Below are 21693 nucleotides of genomic sequence, written 5' to 3' on the forward strand. Positions count from 1 at the left end.
GTTGACTGCGGTCGACGGCGATGGATAGTGTCCGGTCCACCGCCGGTGCGAACGGGAGAAATCGATGGCCGCAGACCACGTCGACGTCCTCATCGTCGGGGCCGGCCTGTCCGGCATCGGCGCCGCCGTCCACCTCGGACGCGAATGCCCCGGCAAGACCTACGCGGTGCTGGAGGCCCGGGGCGCGATCGGCGGCACCTGGGACCTGTTCCGCTACCCGGGCATCCGCTCCGACTCGGACATGTACACCCTCGGCTACTCGTTCAAGCCGTGGACCGACCCCAAGGCGATCGCCGACGGCGACGCCATCCGGGCGTACGTGCGCCAGACCGCCCGCGAGTACGGCGTGGAACGGCACATCCGCTTCCACCACCGGGCCCTGCGCGCCGAGTGGGACAGCGCCACCGCGCGCTGGACGGTGTACGCCCACCGCGACGACACCGGCGAGGACGTCACGCTCACCTGCGGGTTCCTGTTCACCAACTCCGGCTACTACCGCTACGACGAGGGCTACACGCCCCGGTTCCCCGGCGTCGAGCGGTACGCCGGCACGCTCGTGCACCCGCAGCACTGGCCGGACGACCTGGACTACGCCGGCAAGCGGGTCGTGGTGATCGGCAGCGGCGCCACGGCTGTCACCCTGGTCCCGGCCATGGCCGAGCGGGCCGCCCACGTCACCATGCTCCAGCGCTCACCCACGTACGTGATCGCGCTGCCCTCGCGCGACCCGTTCGCCGACGCCGCGCGGCGCTGGCTGACCCCGAAGGCCGCGTACGCGGTGGCCCGGTGGAAGAACGTCACGCTCGGGGTGGCCAACTTCCAGCTCAGCCGCCGTGCCCCCGGCGTGGTGAAGCGGTTCCTGCGCCGCGCCGCGAAGGGCCGCCTCCCGTCCGGGTACGACGTCGACAGGCACTTCTCGCCCCGCTACAACCCGTGGGACCAGCGCCTGTGCGTGGTGCCGGACGGGGACCTGTTCGCCGCGCTGAGCGCCGGCCGCGCGTCGGTTGTCACCGACACCATCGACACGTTCACCGAGCGGGGCGTCCGGCTCGCCTCCGGCGAGGAACTGCCCGCCGACGTGGTGGTCACCGCCACCGGCCTCAACCTGCTCGCGCTCGGCGGTATGACGCTGGCGGTCGACGGCGCGGAGGTCGACCTCGCCTCGACTGTGGCCTACAAGGGCATGATGCTGTCCGGCGTGCCGAACTTCGCCATGACCATCGGCTACACGAACGCCTCCTGGACGCTGAAGGCCGATCTCGTGGCCACGTACGTCTGCCGGTTGCTGCGCCACCTCGACGACACCGGGCAGCAGATCGTCACGCCGCTCGCGCCGGACACCGACGACCTCGAACCGATCATCGACCTCCAGTCCGGCTACGTGCTGCGTGCCGTCGACCAGTTGCCCAAGCAGGGGCCGCAGGCGCCGTGGCGGCTGCACCAGAACTATCCCCGCGACGTACGCCTGATGCGGCACGGCCCGCTCACCGACGGCGTACGGTTCGCCCGCGCGGGCGTACCCGCCACGGCGGCCACCACCTCGGGAGGAACCGATGCGTGACCTCGTCTTCCCCGGCGGCACGGCGGTGCTCACCGGCGCGGCCAGCGGCATCGGCGCGGCGCTGGCCCACGGGCTGGCCCGGCGCGGCGCCGACCTGGTGCTGCTCGACCGGGACGCCGACGGCCTGGCCGCGACAGTCGCCGCGATCCGGGCCGCGTACCCGGACCGGCGCGTCGAGACCCACCTGGTCGACCTGGCCGACGCCGACGCCACCGACCGGGTCGCCGCCGAGATCCACCGCGCGCACCCCCGGATCCGGCTGCTGATCAACAACGCCGGGGTGGCGCTGGGCGGGCGCTTCGACCAGGTGACCCTGGAGGAGTTCCTCTGGGTCATCGAGATCAACTTCCGGGCGGTGGTACGCCTGACCCACGCGCTGCTGCCCGCGCTCAAGGCCGAGCCCGGGGCCCACCTGGTCAACGTGTCCAGCCTGTTCGGCCTGATCGCGCCCGCCGGGCAGGCCGCGTACGCGGCGAGCAAGTTCGCGGTGCGCGGCTTCACCGAGGCGCTGCGGCACGAACTCGTCGACGACGGCGTCGGCGTCACGTCGGTGCACCCGGGCGGCATCCGGACCCGGATCGCCGCCAGCGCCCGCGTGGGCAGCGGCGTGGCCCTCGACGAGTACGAGGCCGGGCGCAAGCAGTTCGAGAAGCTGCTCACCATCGACCCGGCCACCGCCGCCGAGGTGATCCTGCGCGGCGCCCAGCGCCGCCGGGGCCGGGTGCTCATCGGCTGGTCGGCGAAGCTGCCCGACCTGCTTGCCCGCATCGCCCCCGCCGGGTACGGCAAGGTGCTGGCCCTGGGCATGCGCCAGCGCCCGGCCGGGCCGGCCGAGACCCCCGCAGCCGCGCCCGCCGAGACATCCGCAACTCCGGCCGTCGAAGCGCCGGCGGTCCGGGCCGACGTGCCGGTGCCGTCCGCCCGGACCGGCGAGGAGGCCGTGCCGGAATCCGGGCGCCGGGCGTGACGCTCGCCCTGCCCCCGGCCGGCGAGACCACAGTCGACGGGCGGCGCGTCCGGTGCCGGATCAGCGGGGACGGCTCGCCCGTGGTGCTGCTGCACGGCATCGGCCGTACCCTCGACGACTTCGCCGCCCTGCACACGGCGCTGGCGCGCGACCACCTGGTGCTCGCGGTGGACCTGCCCGGGCACGGCGGCTCCGCGCCGCTGGACGGCCCGCACACGCTCCCGGCCCTGGCCGCGGCGGTGGCCCGCTTCCTGGACGTGGCCGGGGTGGGCGACCCGGCGCACCTGGTCGGCAACTCCCTCGGCGGGGCGGTGGCGATGCGCCTGGCCGCTGACGAACCGCGGCGCGTCGCCAGCCTGGCGTTGCTGAACAGCGCCGGCTTCGGCCGCGAGGTGACGGTGGCGCTACGGCTGCTCGCGGTGCGTCCGCTGGCCCGGCTGCTGCTGCGCCCCGACCCGAGGATCGTCCGCCGCACCGAGCGGGCGATCTTCTACGACCCGGGGCACGTCACCGAGGAACGGATCGCCCTCGCGCTGGCCGTGGCCGGGCAGCCGCACGCGGCCCGGGTGATGCTGGAGCTGGTCCGTGACCTGGGGACCTGGCGCGGCGTACGCCCGCGGTGGCGTACCGAACTGCTCGACGCGGTGGCCGCGCTCGACCTGCCCACGCTGCTCGTCTGGGGCGACCGCGACCTGATCCTGCCCGCCGCGCACCTGGCGTACGCCCGCACCCGCCTGCCGCACGCGCGCAGTCACCTGTTCCCCGACACCGGGCACATGCCGCAGATCGAGCGGACCGCCGAGGTGGAGGCGCTGCTGCGCCGGCTGTGGGCCTGACGGTGGCCCGCGCCACTGTCCGGGCCCGCGCCGGGCCGTCCGGGCGGCCCGGGGAGCAAGCTTAGATACATGACGCATCCCAGCCGGACCGCGCTGTCCGCTGCCGAGCGGGCGTACCGGCACCTCAAGCAGGCCATCCTGGAACAGGTCTACCCGGGCGGCCAGCTCGTCAGCGAGGGGGAGATCGCCGAGGCGACCGGCGTGTCCCGCACGCCGGTGCGGGAGGCGCTGCTGCGGCTGGAGTCCGAAGGGCTGGTCAAGCTCTACCCGAAGCGCGGGGCGCTGATCCGGCCGGTCTCGGCGCGGGAGATCGCCGACGTCATCGAGGCCCGCCGCCTGGTCGAGCTGCACGCCGCCGACCGGGTCTGGCCGCGCCGCGCCGAGCTGCGCGCCGACCTGGCCCGCTGGCTGGACGAGATGCGCCGCGCGCACGCCGCCGGTGACCTCACCGCGCTGATGGCCGCCGACCGGTCGTTCCACGCCGCGGTGGTGGAGGCGGCCGGCAACGAGATCCTGGCCGAGCTGTACCACAGGCTGCGCGACCGCCAGCTGCGCATGGGCGAGGCGAGCTTCCGGCTCTCGCCCGGCTGGGCCGAGGTCGCCCTCGCCGAACACGCCGGCCAGCTCGCCGCGCTCGACGGCGACGACCCGCGGGCGTGGCACGACGCGGTGGCCGCGCACATCGACACCGCCGCCCGGATGCTCGGGACGCTGCGGTGAACGCGGGTCGCCGGCCCGCCGTCCTGGTGTACGCGGTGGCGCTGGCCGCGTACGTGGCCGCCGTGTTCCACCGCAGCTCGCTCGGTGTCACCGGGGTCGACGCGGCGGACCGCTTCCACATCAACGCCGCCGCGCTCGCCACCTTCTCCGTGGCGCAGCTCGCCGTCTACGCCGCCATGCAGATCCCGGTCGGGGTGCTGCTGGACCGGTACGGCTCACGCCGGCTGCTGCTGGCCGGTGGCGCGCTCATGGTGGCCGGGCAGCTCCTGTTCGCGGTCGCCGATGGCGTGCCGGCCGCCGTGGCCGCCCGGGTGCTCGTCGGGCTCGGCGACGCCATGACCTTCATCAGCGTGCTGCGCATCGTCGCGTTCTGGTTCCCCGGCCGGCGCAACCCGCTGCTGGTGCAGCTCACCGGCACCGTCGGCCAGCTCGGCGCGGTGCTCGGCGCCGTACCCCTGGTGGCGCTGCTGCACCAGGCGGGCTGGACCCCGGCGTTCCTGACCGCCGCGGCGCTCGGCGCGACAGTGGTGCTGCTGGTCCTCGTCGCGGTACGCGACACCCCGCACGCTGAGCACGCCACCGCGCTCGCCCCCGACCTGGCCACAGTGCGCCGCCAGCTCGCCGACGCCTGGGCCCAGCCCGGTACCCGGCTCGGGCTGTGGACGCACTTCGTCACCCAGTTCTCCGGCGCGGTGTTCGCCCTGCTGTGGGGGTACCCGTTCCTCGTACAGGGGCAGGGGTTCTCGCCGACCGCGGCGGCCGGGATGCTCACGCTGATGACGATGGCGACGCTGGTGTGCGGGCCGGTGCTCGCGCACCTGTGCTCCCGCCACCCGTTCCACCGCTCGGCGGTGGTGTTCGCGATCACCGCCGCCACCGCCGGGGTGTGGGCGGTGGTGCTGGTCTGGCCCGGCCGCGCGCCGCACTGGCTGCTCGTGACGCTCGTGGTGGTGCTCGCGGTGAACGGTCCCGGTTCGATGATCGGGTTCGACTACGCCCGCTCGTTCAACCCGGTGCGCCGCATCGGCAGCGCCACCGGCATCGTCAACGTCGGCGGTTTCGCCGCCTCGATCGTGCTGATCCTGGCCGTCGGTGTGGTGCTGGACCTGGCCACCCCGGCCGGGCAGGCCGCGCCGCCGCTGTCCGCGTTCCGCTGGGCGTTCGCCGTGCAGTTCCTGCTCTGGGCGCTCGGCGCCGTGCAGGTGCTGCGCTACCGCAATGCCGCCCGCCGCCGGCTCGCCGACGAGCGGGCCGCCGTCGTGGTCGCGGCGCCTGCCTGAGTACGCGGCCGGTCCGGCAGCGCGCGGGCGGCCCGGCGCGGCCGGTTCAGCGCCGGTGCCGGACCAGCGAGTCGAGCACCAGCGTCAGCCCCGCGCCGACCAGCCACACGTCCTTGGCCAGGCCGATGCCCGCCTCGCTGGGCCGCAGGCTGGTGCCCTCGCGCATGCCCGGCGTCTTCAGGTAGAGCTGCACCAGTCCGGCACCGAACGCGGTGAGCGCGGCGCCGGCCAGCAGCGACGGCACGAACGGGGCGAGCAGCGCCGCACCGAGGGCGATCTCGCCCCGGGACAGCAGCACGCCGAACCGGTCCGGCGGGATCTGCCCCAGCTGCGGCATCGCGCCGGCCGCCATGCCGTGCATCCCGGCGGCGGCCTCGCCCTCCAGGTTCCGCTTGCCCAGCCCGGAGTTCAGGATGTACGCGCCGATCGCGACGCGCAGTGGCGCATGTGACAACCTCATGATCACTCCCGTCCCACCTGGTAGAGCCGGCATCCCGGGTACCCGGTCATGACCAGGACAATCCGGCGGCCTTCGTTGGGTCGCGGGTCATGATCAGCGGTAGGTTCGGCAGAGGCAGACCACGCAACGGAGGAGGCACCGTGAGCCAGGAAGTCCGGGGAGTCGTGTCGCGGCGCAAGGGCGCGCCCGTGGAGGTCACCACCATCGTGGTGCCGGACCCGGGGCCGGGCGAGGCGGTGGTCCGCATCCAGTCGTGCGGCGTCTGCCACACCGACCTGCACTACCGCGAGGGCGGCATCAACGACGACTACCCGTTCCTGCTGGGCCACGAGGCCGCCGGCATCGTGGAGCAGGTGGGCGACGGGGTCACCGACGTGGCGCCCGGCGACTTCGTGGTGCTCAACTGGCGCGCGGTCTGCGGGCAGTGCCGGGCCTGCCGCCGTGGCCGCCCGTGGTACTGCTTCGCCACTCACAACGCCACCCAGAAGATGACGCTCACCGACGGCACCGAGCTGACGCCCGCGCTCGGCATCGGCGCGTTCGCCGAGAAGACGCTCGTCCACGCCGGGCAGTGCACGAAGGTCGACCCGTCGGCCCGGCCGGCGGCTGTCGGCCTGCTCGGCTGCGGTGTGATGGCCGGTCTCGGCGCGGCCATGAACACCGGCAACGTGACCCGGGGCGACTCGGTCGCGGTGATCGGCTGCGGCGGCGTCGGCGACGCGGCGGTGGCCGGCGCGGCACTGGCCGGTGCGACCACGATCATCGCGGTGGACACCGACTCCCGCAAGCTCGACTGGGCGCGCAAGTTCGGCGCCACGCACACCGTCAACGCCTCCGAGGACGACGCGGTGGAGGCCATCCGCGCGGCCACCGGCGGCTTCGGCGCCGACGTGGTGATCGACGCGGTGGGCCGTCCGGAGACGTGGAAGCAGGCGTTCTACGCCCGCGACCTGGCCGGCACCGTCGTGCTGGTCGGCGTGCCGACGCCGGAGATGACAGTCGACCTGCCGCTGCTCGACGTCTTCGGCCGCGGCGGCGCGCTCAAGTCGAGCTGGTACGGCGACTGCCTGCCCAGCCGCGACTTCCCCATGCTGACCGAGCTGTACCGGCAGGGCCGGCTGGACCTGGACGCGTTCGTCACCGAGGAGATCGCCCTGGACCAGGTCGAGGAGGCGTTCGCCCGGATGCACCACGGCGACGTGCTGCGCTCGGTGGTGGTCTTCCCGTGACCGCCCGCGTCGACCACGCCGTCACCTCCGGCACGTTCTCGCTGGACGGGCAGACGTTCGACGTGGACAACAACGTCTGGGTGATCGGCGACGACGCCGAGTGCGTCGTCCTCGACGCGCCGCACGACGTGGCGGCCATCCGCGAGGTCATCGGTGACCGGCGGGTGCTGGCGATCGTCGCCACCCACGCCCACGACGACCACGTACGGGTCGCGCCCGAGCTGGCCCGGGCCACCGGCGCTCCGGTGCTGCTGCACCCGGCCGACCGGGTGCTGTGGGACATGACGCACCCGGGCACGGAACCGGACGGCGACCTCACCGACGGGCAGACGATCACCGTCGGCGGCACCACGCTGCGGGTGTTGCACACCCCGGGCCACAGCCCCGGCGCGTGCAGCCTCTACGCCCCCGACCTGGGCACCGTCTTCACCGGGGACACCCTGTTCGCCGGTGGGCCGGGCGCGACCGGACGCTCGTACAGCGACTTCGGCACCATCGTCGAGTCGATCCGTACCCGGCTGCTCACGCTGCCGCCGGAGACGGTGGTGCACACCGGGCACGGCGACGACACCACGATCGGGGCCGAGGCGCCGCACCTGGACGAGTGGATCGCCCGGGGCCACTGAGGACGACAGGTTCGCGCGGGCCCGGCCGGGCCCGCGCGGCGTCTTGCGGCCGTCAGTGCCCGGGACAGCCGCGTCTCCGTCCGCTTCGGAGCGGCCCGGAAAACCGTGTGGCCGCGCGGCCCGCCGTCCGGTGATACTCGGGCCCGTGCCCGTCGCCACCCTCACCGCCGCCCAGTCCGCCGCGCTGCGCCACGTTCGCGACATCGCGCTGCGCGACCGCCCGTCGGCGCTCGCCGTCATCGCCGACCACCTCGCCGCCTCCGGCGCCACCTACCGGTACGAGGAGGTCGTCGACGCGATCACCGGGTACGGCCGTCTGACGCTCAACTTCCACCCCGACCGGGTGCTGCGGGACGGCCGCACAGTTATCGAGGCGCTGGACGAGGAGGGCGTCTACCGCAGCCAGTTCGAGACCGGCATCTCCAACGGCGGCCTGACCGCGTACCCGGGCGGCGACCGGGACGTGTGGGAGCGGGCGATGTTCGGCGGCGCGTACCAGCGGCCGGGCGTGCTGCCCGCGGAGCGCCCGAAGTACGGCGGCCTGAACCTGCTCGACCACGCCGACGGCGCGTGCCCCCGGTTCGGCTCCTGCCACCTGCGGCTGCGCCCGGAGGTGCTGGCCCGGGCCACGTTCAGCTTCGGGGACAGCCACGTCGAGCCCACCGAGTTCGGCACCGCCGATGTCTTCGAGCCGGTGTTCGCCGCGTTGCTGACCGCCACCGCCGGGACCGGCGTCGCCCTGGGCGTGGCCGGCATGGACACCGGCACGCTGCTGCGGACGCTGCTGTGCCGCCGCGAGCGGGAGTCCGGGCGGGTCGGCCGGGCGCTTGACGACTACGTCGAGGCGCAGGTGCACGGCGAGATCAGCCTGGCCCGCGACGTGGAGGCGCTCGTGGTCGACCCGTCGTTCCGTGGCACCGACGTGGGACGGCGCCTGGAGGCGATCGCCGCGCGGCACGGCCTGGCGCTGCGGTTCCACCCGGGCTTCGTGCTGCCGGTCGACGGCGTGGACGCGGAGTTCCGGGGCCCGGACATCCCGCCGCTGGCCGCGCGGGTGGCCGCCGAGTTCGGGCACCCGGGGGAGCCGTTGCACGCGGCGCTCGTGGGCCGCGCCGCCGCCTCGGTGGTACGCGAACCGCAGCGCTGGGCCGACCGGGGACCGGTCGAGGTGACGTCGCAGCACCTCAAGCAGCTCTGGCACGTGCTGGTCCGGTTCGGCGCTCCGGCCTGATCGTCCCGGTCCGCCGCCGGAACGGCGCGCCTGCCCGGAATCCCGGGTGACCTGGGCCGCAGCCCGCGCCGTACCTGGCATTTCCGGAATGACCGACACGGCGGGCTCGTTGTGTCCCCCGTACCGCCGGAACCCAAACACCTACCCGGCGGTAGTCCCTCGAGGGGCGCTCACCCCGGAGCGCGTCGTAACGATCGAAAGGGCAACCATCGTGAAGCAGCACTTCACTCGATGGCTCCCCGCCATCGCGAAGACCGCCGTCGCGAAGACCGCCGCCGTCTCCCGTAACCGCCGTGCGGTGCTCAGCGTGGCGGGTGTGGCCGTACTGGGCGGGCTGGCCGTCGGCCCGGTCGCCGTGGCCGCGCCGGTGACCAGCGGGCCGCACGCCGGCGCCAAGGCCGCCATCGACCTGGCCACCGGCAAGAAGACCTCCACCGAGGCGGTCAAGCCCGGCCAGACCACCGGCCTGGACAAGGTGCCGACCCGGGCCGACCGGCCGGCCAAGGAGAAGCTCGTGCCGCGCGGCGTCGAGGGCGCGCAGTCGCGCATCCCGCTCGACGACGCGCAGCTCGACAACGCCAAGGCCATCGTCGAGGCGGCCAAGGAGACAGGCGTGGGGGAGCGGGGCGCCGTGATCGGCGTCGCCACCTCGCTCCAGGAGTCGAAGCTGTACAACCTGGGTCACCTCGGCGCGTACAACGACCACGACTCGGAGGGCCTGTTCCAGCAGCGCCCGTCGTCCGGTTGGGGCACGTCCGAGCAGATCACCGACCCGGACTACTCCAGCAAGGCGTTCTTCAACGCGCTGAAGAACGTCGGCGGCTGGCACGAGCTGCCGCTGACCACCGCCGCGCAGACGGTCCAGGTGTCCGCCTACCCGTACGCGTACGCGCAGTGGGAGGAGCAGGCGGCGGACATCGTCCAGCAGGTCTGGTGACCCGACACCCGTAGCGAACGGCCGGCCCCTTCCGGGGCCGGCCGTTCCGCGCGCGGGGCTGATCCCCGCCGATCTTGGAGTTGTGGCACCTCGCAGACCTCGTGAACCGGACATCCTGGGCGCCACAACTCCAAGATCGACCGGGGAGGGCGGGAGGGCGGGCCTGTGGGGCGGAGTGTCCGGGTGCGCTGTGGTGGGCGGCACCACGCGGGCGGAATCGGGGGCGGGCGGGTGGCGTTGTAACCCGGTGCGCGACCGGAGCGGCGCCCCCGGGAACAGCCCCGGGCCGCCGGTCGTTGCACACCCGGCACGCCTCGCGCTGCCGGATCCCCCCGAACTTCTTGAGCGCCTGACGGTGCCCACGCGTCCGTCCCCGGATGCGTCGACCCCCGAACGGAGCCACCATGAACACGATCCTGCGCAAGAGCATCCTCGGTGTCGCCGGTCTCGCCTTCACCGGTGGCGTGTTCGCCGGCCCGGTCGCCGCTCACGCGACGGAGACCGCCAAGCCCGCCGCGGTCGCGGTCGCGGTCCAGAGCGTCAGTCCGCAGGGCGCGCAGTCGCATGTGGACCTGAACGACGAGCAGCTGGCTAACGCCAAGGCCGTCATCGCGGCCACCAAGAAGGCGGGCCTGCCTGAGCGGGCCGCGGTCGTCTCGATCGCCACCGCGCTGCAGGAGTCGAAGCTGGAGAACCTGGGTCACCTGGGTGACCGCAACGACCACGACTCGCTGGGCCTGTTCCAGCAGCGGCCGTCCAGCGGCTGGGGCACGCCGGAGCAGATCACCGACCCCGAGTACTCGACGCTGGCGTTCCTCAAGGGTCTCAAGCAGGTCGACGGCTGGCAGGACATGCCGCTGACCGAGGCCGCGCAGACCGTGCAGGTCAGCGCCTACCCCGACGCGTACGCGCAGTGGGAGAACCAGGCCGCCGAGATCGTCGCCGAGCACTGGAACAAGTAAGAGCTGACGAAGGCCGGTACCCGGATCGGGTGCCGGCCTTTCGCGTGTCCTCAGTCGCTGTGCGCGGTGAGCCACGACAGCACCGGCTCGACCACAGACGGGTCCAGCGGCTGCTTCACCTCGTCCCGGTACGCCCGCAGCGACGGCGGTCCGGGCTGGCGGCGCAGCACGTGGGTGACGTCCGGCAGCACCCCGGTCCGCACCGGCCCGCCCGCGTGCGCGGCGATGACCGGCAGGTCGGCGGGGTCGGTCTGCAAATCCTTGTCGCCGGTGAGCGCGAGGATCGGGGCCTCGACGCGCGCCAGGTCCGGCCGGGGGTCGTAGCGCAGGAACTCCCGGAACCAGCGGGCGTTGAGCCGTTGCCCGCCGACCCACGCCACGTCCTTGTCGGTGGCGAGGATCTTCTCGTGGTTGCGGGCCACCTTCGCCACCAGGTCGGTGCGGGTGAGCCGCAGCAGCAGGCGTACCGGCCCGGGCAGCGTGGGCAGCAGCCGCCCGGCCTGCCAGCGCAGCACCTCGGCGCCGGTGCGCCCGGGCGCGGAGAGCAGGACCAGGCCCGCCACCGGTACGCCGCGCGCGGCGAGCGCGATCGCGGTGAGCGCGCCCTCGCTGTGCCCGACCAGGAACATCCGCCCGGCGTCCACGGCCGGGTCGTCGCGCAGCGCCGCGAACACCGCCGCCGCGTCGTCGACGTTGTCGTGGAAGCCGGTACGCGGGAACTCGCCGCTGCTCTCGCCGACGCCCCGCCGGTCGTACCGGGCGACAGCGAATCCGGCCCCGCTCAGCGCGGCGGCCAGGTGCCGCTGGATCCCCAGTGGCAGGCGGCGGTGGTCGCCGTCGCGGTTGATCGGCCCGGAGCCGGGCAGCAGCAGCGCCACCGGGTGCGGCCCGGCGCCGTCGGGCAGGGTGAGCGTGCCGGACAGCCGCTGCCCGGCCGAGTCGACGGCGAGCGGTCGGTGGATCGTCACCGCAGCACTGCCGCGGCCAGGGCGTCGGCGTCGTCGGCACCGATGAGCAGGGAGTCGTACGCCTGGCCGGTGAGGGTGATGCGGACGGCCGGCTGGCCGCCGCGGACGCTGACGAACTCCTTGCCGGCCTTGCCGCGCCAGGTGCCGACGTTGCGCGTGCGGGGCACGCCGAGGCCGGGCGCCCGGATGCCGCGGGTGGCGCGCGCCCCGTCCGGCACGACGGCGGCGCCGGCGACGGCGGAGCGGGGGAACGACAGGTCGCCGCGCAGGGCCCAGATCTTCTCGGCGGTGGTGAGCCGGACGTCGATGCGGTCGGGGGTGAGGTCGATGGTGGCCATCGGTGGACTCCTCGCTTCTGTTATCGTCAGTGAGAACATTACCGGAGGCGATAACAAAAGAGGAGCCGCTGTGGCACTCGACACCGTGGAGCTGTTGCTGCACCCGGTCCGGCTGCGCATCGTCCAGGCGTTCCTGGGTGGCCGCACGCTCACCACCGCCGACCTGCGCGCCGAGCTGAGTGACGTCCCACCGGCCACGCTCTACCGGCAGGTGGCCACGCTCGCCGACCACGGCGTGCTGCACACGGTGGGACAGCGGCAGGCCCGCGGCGCCGTCGAACGCAGCTACCGGCTCCACGAGGCCGCCGCGTCGGTCGACCCGGACGAGGCACGGGCCATGAGCCCGCAGCGGCACCGCCAGGCGTTCCTCACCTTCGTCGCGGGCCTGCTCGCCGACTTCGACGGATACCTCGACGCCGGCGGGGGAGACCTGGCCCGCGACGTGGCCGGCTACCGGCAGAACGCGTTCCACGCCACCGACCACGAGACCGCCGAGTTCGTCACCCGGTTCCGCGAGCTGTTCGCCGAGTACGCGGCCCTGCGCCCCGGCCCCGGCCGCACCCGGCGGCTGATCACCACAGTCCTGCTGCCCGCCGCCGATCAGGAGCCGCCCGCCGACCGCCGGTGACCGAGCACGATGTCCGCCACGGCGGCGCCGAGCGCCAGCACGACGATCCCGGCGGCGAGCAGCAGCGAGTGGCGGAACGCCGTGCTCCAGTCGCCGCGGTCCGCGGCGAGCGTCGAGAAGAACAGCGCGCCCACCGCCGCGATGCCGGCGGCCGACCCGATGCGCTGCCCGGTCTGGAGCATCCCCGCGCCGCTGCCGGCCATCGGCACCGGCACCTCGGACAGCGTGAGCGTCTGGTTCGGCGCGATCACCAGGCCGCTGCCCAGCCCGGCGACCAGCAGCGGCAGCGCGGTCCGCAACGGCACGTTCTCGTGCGGCCCGCCGGCCAGCACCAGGTCGGTCGCGACCAGCCCGGCCACCACCGCCGCCAGCCCGATCGCGACGAGCGGACGGCCGTACCGGGTGACCACCCGGCCGCCGAGCGCGGAGGCGAGCGCCGAACCGAGCGCGAACGGGGTGATCGCCAGGCCGGCCACGAGCGCGCTGTAACCCAGGCCCATCTGGAGGTAGAGCGTGAAGATGAAGAAGATCGCGGTGAAACCGGCGAAGTAGATGAGGCCGATCAGCGCGCCCAGCGTGTACGAGCGCACGGTGAACAGCCGCAGGTCGAACAGTGGCTGCGCGCGCCGGGCGTACCGGTGCTCCCAGAGCGCGAACCCGGCGAGCAGCAGCAGGCCGGCGGGGATCAGCAGCCACTTGCCCGCGCCCCGCCACTGCTCCCGCTGCACCAGCGGCAGCAGGATCACCGTCACCCCGGCGCCGAGGAGCAGCACACCGAGCGGATCGAGCCGGCCCCGGCCGGCGGGGTTGGTCGGCCGGGCCGGCATCAGCCGCCAGCCGAGCAGCATCGCCACGATCCCGACCGGGATGTTCACGAAGAAGACCCACCGCCAGCCGTGCTCCGTGCCGCCGAGCTGGATGAGCAGCCCGCCCAGCAGCGGGCCGACGGCGGTGGAGATGCCGATGGTCGCACCGAGCAGCCCGAACGCCCGGCCCCGGTCCGCACCCCGGAACAGCTCCTGGATCATGCCGCTGACCTGGGGATTCACCACACCGGCGGCGGCACCCTGGACGAGCCGGGCCACGACCAGCCACTCCGGCGAGCGGGCCAGGCCGGCCAGCGCGCTGGTCAGCGTGAACAGGCCCACCCCGACCACGAACGCGGTACGCCGCCCGCGCGCGTCGCCGAAGCGCCCGGCCGGCACCAGCACCAGGCCGAACGTCAGCGCGTACCCGGACAGCACCCACTGCAGGTCGCTCGGCGTGGCCTGCAACGCCCGGTCGATCGACGGCACCGCGACGTTGACGATGCTGACATCCAGCAGCGTCATGAACGCCGCGATCAGGCCGACGCTCAGCGCGCGCCAGCGGCGCCGGTCGTCGTACCCGGGGGTCGACGCCCGGCCCTCGCTCATCGTGCCCCCCACTGACCGTCGCTCACCCGACTCCGATCGCTACCCGGTGCCCGGTGGGGCAAACGACCCGATCACGCCACCTGACGCGCGCACCACCGGGGTCCGAAGTCCAGACCTGACATCGGGGAGTCCTCGCGATGCAGCAGACCCCGCTCGGTGAGCGAGTGCAGCGGCTCGCGCAGCTCCTCCTCGGTCATCCCGGTCTCCTGGGCGATCAGGTCCGGGTAGGGGACGTGTCCCTGCACCTCCAGCGCGGACACCGCCTGGTAGACCCGTTCCTCGACGGCGGACAACTGGACCTGAGGCATCGCTTCCCTCCTCGGCGTGGACCGCCCGCCCCGCGGACGGCCGGCGACCGGCGGTTACCCGGATGCGCGGCGATGATGCTCACCCGTTCGGCTGCCGTACCGGGCGGTGCGGCACGGCGGTGCCCTAGGCTGCTCCCGTGATCATGGATCTCGTCGTGGTCGGCGGCGGACCCGCCGGACTCTCCGCCGCGCACGCGGCGGCCAGTGCCGGCGTCCGCACGCTCGTTGTCGAACGGGCCACCCATCCGCGCTACAAGACCTGCGGGGGCGGCCTGATCGGGACGTCGCTGGCCGAGGTCGCCGGCCGCGTCGAGGTGCCCGCCCACGACCGGGTGGACCGGCTCACGTTCACCCGGGACGGGCGGCGCGCGTTCACCCGCCGGCACCCGGCGCCGCTGGTCACCATGATCCGCCGGGAGGAGTTCGACGACCGGCTGCGCGCCGCCACCGTCGCCGCCGGGGCGCAGGTCCGCGAGGGCGTCGCGGTCCGCGCGATCGAGCAGGACCCCGACGAGGTACGCCTGCGCCTGGCCGGCGGTGAGCTGGTACGCGCCCGTACCGTCATCGGCGCGGACGGCTCCTCCGGCGTGACGGCGCGCCACGTCGGGGTGCGCTTCCGCCAGGTCGACCTGGGCCTGGAACTGGAACTGCCGGTGGACGCCGCCGAGCGGGACCGCTGGCGCGGCCGGGTGCTGCTCGACTGGGGGCCGCTGCCCGGCTCCTACGCGTGGGTGTTCCCCAAGGGCGACCGTCTCACAGTGGGCGTCATCGCGGCCCGGGGCGACGGTGACCGCACCCGCGCCTACCTGCGCGACTTCACCGACCGGCTCGGACTGTCCGGGGTGAGGCCGGAGCACGACTCCGGCCACCTGACCCGCTGCCGCAGCGGGGACTCCCCGCTGCGGCACGGCCGGGTGCTCGTCGCCGGGGACGCCGCCGGCCTGCTGGAGCCGTGGAGCCGCGAGGGGATCAGCTACGCGCTGCGCTCGGGCCGGCTGGCCGGGGAGGCGGTGGCCGCCGGTGACCTCGACGCGTACGCCCGCGAGGTCGACCGGCGGCTGACGCCGGAGATGCGCGCCGGGCACCGGCTGCTGGAGGTGTTCGAGCGGCGGCCCGAGGTGTTCCACGCGATGCTCGCGAGCCCGCCCGGCTGGCGGATGTTCGTCCGGTTCTGTCAGGGCCGGGCGAGCTTCGCCGAGGTGCTCGACCGGCGTCCGGTGCGGGCCGGGCTGGCGCTGCTCGACCGCCTGCCCGCGAGGGCACGGGCCGCGGCGGTCGTTCAGCACGACTGAGCGTCCCCGCGTCAGGGGACGATGACCGCCCGCCCCCGCACCTCGCCCCGGCGCAGCGCCTCGTACGCCTGCGGCGCCTCGGCCAGGGGGAACGTGTGCACGTCGGCGTGCAACCGGCCGTCGTGGGCTAGCGCGATCACCTCCTGCAGCTCGGCGCGGGTGCCCCAGAACGGCACCACCACACCGGCCTCGAACGGCACCGGCGGCGGCTCGTCGGCGACCGGCCGTACCGGCAGGGTGCCGCCGGCCAGGCCGACCAGCAGGATCTGCCCGCCGGTGGCGACCACCTGCCGGGCGGTGTCCAGGGTGGGCTGCGCGCCGACGAAGTCGAGCACCACGTCCGCGCCGTCCGGCGCCGGCCCGACCAGCTCGCGGATCCTCTCCACCGCGTCCGGGCCGGCCTGCACGGTGTGGTGCGCGCCGAGCCGGGTGGCCAGGTCCAGCGCGGCGGTGTTGGTGTCCACCGCGACGACCCGCACCGCGGTGGTGGCCAGCAGGATCTGCAACCCCATGTGCCCCAGGCCGCCGATGCCGATCACCACGCAGGAGGTGCCGGGCCGCAGCCGGGGCCGTGCCAGGTCCACCGCGTGGTACGGGGTCAGCCCGGCGTCGGTCAGCGGCGCCGCCTGGGTCAGGTCCATGTCACCGACAGGCAGCAGCCGGGACGCGGGCATCACCACGTACTCGGCGAGCCCGCCGTCGCGGCTGAGCCCGATGCCGCCGACCGGGGTGACCCGGCAGCGGTTCTCCTCGCCGCGCAGGCAGGCCCGGCACCGGCCGCAGCCGATGATGCCGTAGACGGCGGCCCGATCGCCGGGCGACCAGCCGTCCACACCGGCGCCGACCGTGTCGACGGTGCCGGCGACCTCGTGGCCGAGCGTGATCGGGACCGGGAACACCCCGGCCGGCGCGTCGAGGATGTGCAGGTCGGAGTGGCAGGCGCCGACCGCGCCGACGCGCAGCAGCACCTCGCCGGGGCCGGCCTGCGGCGTGGGCACCTCCGTGTGCTCCAGCACACCGGGTGCGGTCATCCGTACTGCGCGCATGGCTCCTCCACCTCGTCGCCGAATCGTCGCGGCGGCATACCCCTGCCGGAGCGGTTGATGCGGGGACCTGAGGGGTGGGCGCACAATGCGCTCATGAGCGAGCCGGCCGAGTCGTTCACCGACGAGGAGTACGCGTTCCTGCGGCACGTCCGCTTCGGCGAACTGCCGGTCCGGGTACGCCCGGAGGAGCGGATCGAGTCCGCCGAGACCGAGTTCCCGCCGGACCGGCCGGACCCGGTCGGCGGGGAGTCGGAGTGGCATCTGCGCGCGGGCGGCTGACGGGGCCCGGGCCGCCCGGACCCCGCCGCCCCACGGTCAGAAGACCGGCACGCCGTCGCGGACCAGCTTCCAGTTGGGTACGAAGAAGTCGGCCGGGTCGATGACGCCCCTGGCCTGCGCCCAGTCGATGAGCAACTGGCGGATCTCCTGCTGGGCGTTGTAGACCTGGGTCTTCACGATGCCCGGGAAGTTGCCGCCGCCGCTGCGCCGGTAGTTGTTCACCGCCACCACGAACCGGGCGTCCGCCGCGACCGGCGTGTCGGTGCCGGCCAGCACCAGGCGGGTGATCCGCTGCCCGACCGGCCTGGCGATGTCGATGTCGATGTCGACGCCGGAGAACACGTCGTAGTTGTAGTCCGGCACGTTGGTGTCGTTGATGTTCTCGACGTCGACAGTGGTGCCGACCGGGAAGGTCTTGAAGTACTTCGCCGAGTACTCCAGGTACGCCTTCACCTCGGCGCCGGTCAGCACGACCGCCTCCAGCGTGTTGTCGTACACGTAGAGACCCGCCACGTCGCGGATGCGCACGTCGCCCTGCGGGAACACCGCGGTGCGGCTGAACGGCGCGGCGATGGACAGCACCGGCAGGCCCGCGTACTCGCCGCCGGCGAGGGCCTCGGTGACGACCTCGGTCTGGACGTGGTTGATGAAGTCCAGGATCGGGGTGTCCTTGTACCGCGACTCGGCGGCGGACAGTTCCACGCTGGACCGCGCGACGACCCGGTTGACGTACTCGACGGTCTTGGCGTGCTGGCCGCGTACGGCCGCGAGCACCGCCGGGTCCTCGACCACGGTGTTTGTGTTGAGCGTGGTTGCCGACTTGGCGGTGACCGTCCAGCGGCCCTTCTCCCGGGTCAGCGTGAAGTCCATCCGGGTCAGCCGCTGGCCCCACTTGGACGGCTCCGAGGTGAGGACCCGCTCGCCGGTGGTGCGGTTGGTGACGAACTTCTCCGGCACCTCGTTGTGCGCGTGGCCGAACAGGATCGCGTCGATGCCGGGGACCTGCTCGGCGATCAGCGCGGTCGGGTTCTCGTTCGGCAGCTCCGGGCCGTAGCTGGAGGTGCCGCTGTCGCCGCCGTGGGCGGAGATGACCACCAGGTCGGCGCCACGACGGCGCATCTCCGGCACCCACTTCGCGGCGGTGGCGACCATGTCGGCGAAGACCAGGCGGCCCTCGACGTTGCCCTTGTCCCAGATGGCCACGCCGGGGTTGGTCAGGCCGAGGATGCCCACGCGCAGCTTCGGTGCGCCGTGCCCGCCGAGCTTGACCTCCTTGATCACGTACGGGAGGAAGGCCGGCTTGCCGGTCTTGGCGTTCAGCGCGTTCGCGGCGAGGGCCGGGAAGCCGAGCTGCTCGATCCAGGTCGCCAGCAGCGGCAGGCCGTAGTTGAACTCGTGGTTGCCGAGCGTCACCGCGTCGTACTTGAGGATGTTCATGGCGCGGGCCATCGGGTGCGTCTCACCGGTGCTGGTGATCGGCTCCTGCTTGGCGTAGTAGGTCGCCAGCGGCGTGCCCTGGATGGTGTCACCGGCGTCCAGGACCAGCGTGGCCCGGCCGGTGCGCTCGGCGCGGATCTGGTTGACCAGTGTGGCGAGCTTCGCGACGCCGACGTCGTTGTGCTTGCTGTCGTCGAACTCCGCGTCCCTGTAGTAGTCCCAGTTGTAGACGTTGCCGTGGGTGTCCGACGTGCCGAGGATCGTCAGGTCCCAGGTCTTCGGCTGCTTCGGCTTCGCCCCGGCGGGCGCGCCGGCCAGCAGGGGAGCGGTCGCGGCGGCGGCCGCGACGGCCAGCACCTGGCGCCGCGAGGCGCCGGAGGAGGAGGTCATGAGGTGCCTTTCCGAATGGGGGGTACGCGCCTCGTGGGCGCCGCTGCGCACCATAACCACCACATGTCACCTGCGCCACACCGGCCCGAACTGTTTCCCTTCCGGTCACGCGCTGCTGTTTTCCCGCCGGTCACCGGGGTAGGGGCGCATCCATGAGCGAGGACCAGTTCACCCAGCAGCACCCGGCCGAGCAGTACGGACAGCGCGCGGGCCAGCCGTCGCAACAGCAGACGCCGCCCGGCAACGAGCAGGAGATGGGGCCGAAGCCCGACCACGGTGAGGAGTCGTACCGGGGCAGCGACCGGCTCACCGGCAAGCGCGCGATCATCACCGGCGGTGACTCCGGCATCGGCCGGGCCGTGGCGATCGCGTTCGCCCGCGAGGGCGCCGACGTGCTCGTCACCTACCTCGCCGACGAGGAGGAGAAGGACGCCCGGGAGACGGTCGCCCTGATCGAGCGGGCCGGGCGCACCGGCGTCGCGGTCCGGTGCGACCTGCGCGAGGAGGACAACTGCCGCGCCCTTGTCGACCAGGCGGTACGCGACCTCGGCGGCGTCGACATCCTGGTCAACAACGCGGCGTACCAGATGTCGCAGGACAACGGCCTGCTCGACATCACCACCGAGCAGTTCGACCGGGTCTTCAAGACCAACGTGTACGCCATGTTCTGGCTCTGCAAGTTCGCGGTGCCGCACATGAAGGAAGGCTCGACGATCATCAACACGTCGTCGATCCAGGCGTTCGACCCGTCGCCGCAGCTGCTCGACTACGCCACCACCAAGGCCGCCATCGCCAACTTCACCAAGGCGCTCGCGCAGAACCTGGCCGAGCGCGGCATCCGGGTCAACGCGGTGGCGCCCGGCCCGATCTGGACGCCGCTGATCCCGGCCACCATGCCGAGGGAGAAGGTGAAGGAGTTCGGCACCGACACGCCGCTGGGCCGTCCCGGTCAGCCGGCCGAGCTGGCGCCCGCGTACGTCTACTTCGCCTCGCAGGAGTCCAGCTACGTCACCGGCGAGATCCTCGGCGTCACCGGTGGCCGCCCGACGAAGTGAGCCGTCGCCCGCCCGCCCGGCCCCCTTGGCGGCCGTCTGTTTCGCGCCGGCCGTCTGGTTCCGCTGCTCAGCGGGGCCAGGCGGCCATCCGGCGGCGTACCTCGGCGATGCCCGGCGCGTCCAGGCCGTAGCGGGTGAACCGCCGGTCGGCCAGGCCGTCGAGGTAGCGGCCCGCCGCGCGCACGTCCTCGTCGTCCAGCGCCGGGTCCACCTGCCGGGCCAGCTCCAGCAACTGCGCCACCGTGTACCGGTCCAGCGCGGCGGACACGTCGATGTAGTCGCGTACCTCCCGCCGGTTCACCAGCGCGGCGGTCTTGTTGGCGATCAGGTCGCGCACGTCCATGACCGGGCCGAGATCCATCACCACCGGGCTGCGGTGCCGGTCCAGGCGGGCCAGGCTGAGCCGGATCTGCCGCCCGTCCCGGCTCACCACGAAGTCGCGCAGATCCCGGTCGAAGCCGTCGAACACCTCGCCCAGCCCGCCCGGATCCACCTCGGTCACCCGGTAGCCGGCCCGTTCCAGCGCCGCGCGTACCCCGTCGGCCGCAGCGGCGGCGGCGCCCTCCACGTCGGCGAACAGGTCGACGTCCTCGGTGGGGCGGGTGACCAGGCCGTGCGCGGCCCACGCGACGCCGCCGCCGAGCACGAAGCGGTGCGGGCCCGCGGCGGCCAGGGCCACCCGGGCCACCTGCCGGTAGAACTCGTGCGGGTGGGTCACGCCGGGAGCAGGCTCCGGTGCCGGCCCTCCCAGGCCAGGCGTACGCCCCGGGGCAGGTTGAGCAGCGGCCACAACCGGCGCAACGTGCCCGCGTGGATCAGCTCGCGCAGGTCCTCCACGCGGGTGGTCTCGCGCAGCACGTTCTCGTACATCCAGAGCAGCTCGTCGGGGTCGCCCAGGTCGAACGCGCGTTCGCTGCTCCACATCAGGCGTACCGGCAGCTCGACGATGCCCGTGGTGGGACCGGCCAGCTCGTCGAGGGTGCGCGCCACCACGGCGGGTCGCCCGGGACGGGCGAGGTACGCGTGCGTGCTGACCGACATGGCATCAGGGTAACCCCAACCCGGCGCCGTTCCCCCCGCTCCCGCCCACCCCTCAACCCGTCGATCATGAAATTAGCGGCACCCGCCGCCCGATTCGTCCCCGCCTATTTCATGATCAACTGGGCTCGCCAGGAGATCTTGGTGCAGAACCGCCCTCATCGGGGCGGTCCCGTACCAAGATCTCCTGCCGGGGCGGGCGCGGGGGGCGGTGCGGTCCGCGCCGGGGGTCGGACTGTGCGACGTTGCCGGGTCGGCGTGGACAAAGCGGACATCCGGCTTCTGCGAGGGCTCGAATGGGGAGTGGGCTGGGGCGGTTGAGATCTTGGAGGATTTTGGCCCCCATGAGGGCCGTTTCCTTCCAAGATCTCTCTCGTGGGGTCGAGCCGGTCCGCCCCCGGTCGTCGATCATGAGGTTGGCGGCGGCAAAACGGACACCTGATGCCGTCAACTTCATGATCACCAGCCCAGCCCAGCCCAGCCCAGCCCAGCCCAGCCCAGCCCAGCCCAGGGCGGCGCGGTGCGGTGCGGTGCGGGAGCGAGTGGACGGGATCGGGCGGGTAGGTGACGGTGTCCGCGGGTGGGCGGGGTGTCGGGGTTTGGGGGTGGTCGGGGACACCCCGGTGGCGGAATCGGGGACCGGGCCGGGGCGTTATACCTGGTGCACGACCGCAGCAGCGCGCCTCCCGC

At 73.5% G+C, this 21693-nt stretch carries 23 protein-coding genes; 14 read left to right on the forward strand and 9 right to left on the reverse strand.

Features of this window, described 5'->3' with window-relative positions; all coding sequences use genetic code 11:
- Positions 1–64: 64 nt before the first annotated feature.
- From AB0C17_RS28565 to AB0C17_RS28585, 5 genes are all read left to right on the forward strand, one after another.
- A complete protein-coding gene (locus tag AB0C17_RS28565; protein WP_357481317.1) occupies positions 65–1561 on the forward strand; it encodes an NAD(P)/FAD-dependent oxidoreductase in 1497 nt (498 codons plus the stop codon).
- Positions 1554–2528 carry an SDR family NAD(P)-dependent oxidoreductase gene (locus tag AB0C17_RS28570; protein WP_357474850.1) on the forward strand — a complete coding sequence of 325 codons (975 nt, stop codon included), beginning with the start codon at positions 1554–1556 and terminating at the stop codon, positions 2526–2528. Before AB0C17_RS28565 ends, AB0C17_RS28570 begins: the two co-directional genes overlap by 8 nt.
- On the forward strand, positions 2525–3364 hold the full coding sequence (locus AB0C17_RS28575; protein WP_357389843.1) for an alpha/beta fold hydrolase: 840 nt from the start codon (positions 2525–2527) through the stop codon (positions 3362–3364). The genes AB0C17_RS28570 and AB0C17_RS28575 overlap by 4 nt, the downstream gene beginning before the upstream one ends.
- Positions 3365–3433: 69 nt before the next feature.
- Positions 3434–4084 carry a GntR family transcriptional regulator gene (locus AB0C17_RS28580; protein ID WP_357389841.1) on the forward strand — a complete coding sequence of 217 codons (651 nt, stop codon included), beginning with the start codon at positions 3434–3436 and terminating at the stop codon, positions 4082–4084.
- Positions 4081–5364, forward strand: a complete 1284-nt coding sequence (locus tag AB0C17_RS28585) for an MFS transporter (RefSeq protein WP_357474847.1) — start codon at positions 4081–4083, stop codon at positions 5362–5364. The genes AB0C17_RS28580 and AB0C17_RS28585 overlap by 4 nt, the downstream gene beginning before the upstream one ends.
- A 46-nt stretch (positions 5365–5410) precedes the next feature.
- Here AB0C17_RS28585 and AB0C17_RS28590 read toward each other — a convergent pair whose 3' ends face one another.
- On the reverse strand, positions 5411–5824 hold the full coding sequence (locus tag AB0C17_RS28590) for a hypothetical protein (protein ID WP_357389837.1): 414 nt from the start codon (positions 5822–5824) through the stop codon (positions 5411–5413).
- 140 nt (positions 5825–5964) lie between these two features.
- On the opposite strand from AB0C17_RS28590, the gene AB0C17_RS28595 reads away from it, so the two are divergent.
- The 5 genes from AB0C17_RS28595 (at position 5965) to AB0C17_RS28615 (ending at position 10809) form a co-directional block, all read left to right on the forward strand.
- A complete protein-coding gene (locus AB0C17_RS28595) occupies positions 5965–7053 on the forward strand; it encodes an S-(hydroxymethyl)mycothiol dehydrogenase (protein ID WP_013286410.1) in 1089 nt (362 codons plus the stop codon).
- Positions 7050–7679, forward strand: coding sequence for an MBL fold metallo-hydrolase (locus tag AB0C17_RS28600; protein WP_357481320.1), 630 nt, complete (start codon positions 7050–7052; stop codon positions 7677–7679). The genes AB0C17_RS28595 and AB0C17_RS28600 overlap by 4 nt, the downstream gene beginning before the upstream one ends.
- A 130-nt stretch (positions 7680–7809) precedes the next feature.
- Entirely contained in the window at positions 7810–8910 is a 1101-nt protein-coding gene (locus AB0C17_RS28605; RefSeq protein ID WP_357481323.1) for a DUF3626 domain-containing protein, read from the forward strand.
- A 211-nt stretch (positions 8911–9121) separates the two neighbouring features.
- Positions 9122–9847 carry a hypothetical protein gene (locus tag AB0C17_RS28610; RefSeq protein WP_357481326.1) on the forward strand — a complete coding sequence of 242 codons (726 nt, stop codon included), beginning with the start codon at positions 9122–9124 and terminating at the stop codon, positions 9845–9847.
- Between the two features lie 404 nt (positions 9848–10251).
- Positions 10252–10809, forward strand: a complete 558-nt coding sequence (locus AB0C17_RS28615) for a hypothetical protein (RefSeq protein WP_357481329.1) — start codon at positions 10252–10254, stop codon at positions 10807–10809.
- Between the two features lie 50 nt (positions 10810–10859).
- Here AB0C17_RS28615 and AB0C17_RS28620 read toward each other — a convergent pair whose 3' ends face one another.
- Together AB0C17_RS28620 and AB0C17_RS28625 are read right to left on the reverse strand one after the other, a co-directional pair.
- Positions 10860–11777, reverse strand: coding sequence for an alpha/beta fold hydrolase (locus AB0C17_RS28620; protein WP_357389827.1), 918 nt, complete (start codon positions 11775–11777; stop codon positions 10860–10862).
- Positions 11774–12115 carry a hypothetical protein gene (locus tag AB0C17_RS28625; protein WP_357389825.1) on the reverse strand — a complete coding sequence of 114 codons (342 nt, stop codon included), beginning with the start codon at positions 12113–12115 and terminating at the stop codon, positions 11774–11776. The genes AB0C17_RS28620 and AB0C17_RS28625 overlap by 4 nt, the downstream gene beginning before the upstream one ends.
- 70 nt (positions 12116–12185) lie before the next feature.
- Here AB0C17_RS28625 and AB0C17_RS28630 point away from each other — a divergent pair, with 70 nt between their 5' ends.
- Positions 12186–12743, forward strand: coding sequence for a helix-turn-helix domain-containing protein (locus AB0C17_RS28630; protein WP_357481332.1), 558 nt, complete (start codon positions 12186–12188; stop codon positions 12741–12743).
- Here AB0C17_RS28630 and AB0C17_RS28635 read toward each other — a convergent pair.
- Both AB0C17_RS28635 and AB0C17_RS28640 read right to left on the reverse strand, forming a co-directional pair.
- Positions 12716–14158: an MFS transporter gene (locus tag AB0C17_RS28635; RefSeq protein ID WP_357389821.1), complete on the reverse strand. Its 1443-nt coding sequence runs from the start codon at positions 14156–14158 to the stop codon at positions 12716–12718. The genes AB0C17_RS28630 and AB0C17_RS28635 overlap by 28 nt on opposite strands.
- A gap of 71 nt (positions 14159–14229) precedes the next feature.
- Positions 14230–14466 carry a hypothetical protein gene (locus AB0C17_RS28640; RefSeq protein ID WP_043323944.1) on the reverse strand — a complete coding sequence of 79 codons (237 nt, stop codon included), beginning with the start codon at positions 14464–14466 and terminating at the stop codon, positions 14230–14232.
- A 143-nt stretch (positions 14467–14609) separates the two neighbouring features.
- Here AB0C17_RS28640 and AB0C17_RS28645 point away from each other — a divergent pair, with 143 nt between their 5' ends.
- Positions 14610–15758, forward strand: a complete 1149-nt coding sequence (locus AB0C17_RS28645) for a geranylgeranyl reductase family protein (protein ID WP_357389865.1) — start codon at positions 14610–14612, stop codon at positions 15756–15758.
- 11 nt (positions 15759–15769) lie between these two features.
- Here AB0C17_RS28645 and AB0C17_RS28650 read toward each other — a convergent pair whose 3' ends face one another.
- The gene (locus AB0C17_RS28650; RefSeq protein ID WP_357389819.1) at positions 15770–16804 is read right to left on the reverse strand and encodes an NAD(P)-dependent alcohol dehydrogenase; all 1035 of its coding nucleotides are present in this window, start codon (positions 16802–16804) and stop codon (positions 15770–15772) included.
- A gap of 93 nt (positions 16805–16897) precedes the next feature.
- Here AB0C17_RS28650 and AB0C17_RS28655 point away from each other — a divergent pair, with 93 nt between their 5' ends.
- The gene (locus tag AB0C17_RS28655) at positions 16898–17083 is read left to right on the forward strand and encodes a hypothetical protein (protein ID WP_357389817.1); all 186 of its coding nucleotides are present in this window, start codon (positions 16898–16900) and stop codon (positions 17081–17083) included.
- A 36-nt stretch (positions 17084–17119) separates the two neighbouring features.
- Here AB0C17_RS28655 and AB0C17_RS28660 read toward each other — a convergent pair whose 3' ends face one another.
- The gene (locus tag AB0C17_RS28660) at positions 17120–18910 is read right to left on the reverse strand and encodes a 5'-nucleotidase C-terminal domain-containing protein (RefSeq protein ID WP_357389815.1); all 1791 of its coding nucleotides are present in this window, start codon (positions 18908–18910) and stop codon (positions 17120–17122) included.
- Between the two features lie 152 nt (positions 18911–19062).
- On the opposite strand from AB0C17_RS28660, the gene AB0C17_RS28665 reads away from it, so the two are divergent.
- Positions 19063–19965 carry an SDR family oxidoreductase gene (locus AB0C17_RS28665; RefSeq protein ID WP_357389813.1) on the forward strand — a complete coding sequence of 301 codons (903 nt, stop codon included), beginning with the start codon at positions 19063–19065 and terminating at the stop codon, positions 19963–19965.
- A 67-nt stretch (positions 19966–20032) separates the two neighbouring features.
- Here AB0C17_RS28665 and AB0C17_RS28670 read toward each other — a convergent pair whose 3' ends face one another.
- Both AB0C17_RS28670 and AB0C17_RS28675 read right to left on the reverse strand, forming a co-directional pair.
- Positions 20033–20683 (reverse strand): nucleotidyl transferase AbiEii/AbiGii toxin family protein, encoded by a 651-nt coding sequence (locus tag AB0C17_RS28670; protein WP_357389811.1) that lies wholly within the window; start codon positions 20681–20683, stop codon positions 20033–20035.
- Positions 20680–21006, reverse strand: a complete 327-nt coding sequence (locus AB0C17_RS28675) for a hypothetical protein (RefSeq protein ID WP_357389809.1) — start codon at positions 21004–21006, stop codon at positions 20680–20682. Before AB0C17_RS28675 ends, AB0C17_RS28670 begins: the two co-directional genes overlap by 4 nt.
- Positions 21007–21693 lie beyond the last annotated feature (687 nt).

The organism is Micromonospora sp. NPDC048887, from assembly GCF_040649715.1.
Classification (GTDB): domain Bacteria; phylum Actinomycetota; class Actinomycetes; order Mycobacteriales; family Micromonosporaceae; genus Micromonospora.

Bases quoted from the DNA above. Each gene is read 5' to 3' on its own strand.
- AB0C17_RS28640 (WP_043323944.1), bottom strand. From the start codon at position 14,466: ATGCCTCAGGTCCAGTTGTCCGCCGTCGAGGAACGGGTCTACCAGGCG.
- AB0C17_RS28660 (WP_357389815.1), bottom strand. From the start codon at position 18,910: ATGACCTCCTCCTCCGGCGCCTCGCGGCGCCAGGTGCTGGCCGTCGCG.
- AB0C17_RS28650 (WP_357389819.1), bottom strand. From the start codon at position 16,804: ATGCGCGCAGTACGGATGACCGCACCCGGTGTGCTGGAGCACACGGAG.
- AB0C17_RS28580 (WP_357389841.1), top strand. From the start codon at position 3,434: ATGACGCATCCCAGCCGGACCGCGCTGTCCGCTGCCGAGCGGGCGTAC.
- AB0C17_RS28675 (WP_357389809.1), bottom strand. From the start codon at position 21,006: ATGTCGGTCAGCACGCACGCGTACCTCGCCCGTCCCGGGCGACCCGCC.
- AB0C17_RS28590 (WP_357389837.1), bottom strand. From the start codon at position 5,824: ATGAGGTTGTCACATGCGCCACTGCGCGTCGCGATCGGCGCGTACATC.
- AB0C17_RS28570 (WP_357474850.1), top strand. From the start codon at position 1,554: ATGCGTGACCTCGTCTTCCCCGGCGGCACGGCGGTGCTCACCGGCGCG.
- AB0C17_RS28615 (WP_357481329.1), top strand. From the start codon at position 10,252: ATGAACACGATCCTGCGCAAGAGCATCCTCGGTGTCGCCGGTCTCGCC.
- AB0C17_RS28655 (WP_357389817.1), top strand. From the start codon at position 16,898: ATGAGCGAGCCGGCCGAGTCGTTCACCGACGAGGAGTACGCGTTCCTG.
- AB0C17_RS28665 (WP_357389813.1), top strand. From the start codon at position 19,063: ATGAGCGAGGACCAGTTCACCCAGCAGCACCCGGCCGAGCAGTACGGA.
- AB0C17_RS28565 (WP_357481317.1), top strand. From the start codon at position 65: ATGGCCGCAGACCACGTCGACGTCCTCATCGTCGGGGCCGGCCTGTCC.
- AB0C17_RS28625 (WP_357389825.1), bottom strand. From the start codon at position 12,115: ATGGCCACCATCGACCTCACCCCCGACCGCATCGACGTCCGGCTCACC.
- AB0C17_RS28645 (WP_357389865.1), top strand. From the start codon at position 14,610: ATGGATCTCGTCGTGGTCGGCGGCGGACCCGCCGGACTCTCCGCCGCG.
- AB0C17_RS28635 (WP_357389821.1), bottom strand. From the start codon at position 14,158: ATGAGCGAGGGCCGGGCGTCGACCCCCGGGTACGACGACCGGCGCCGC.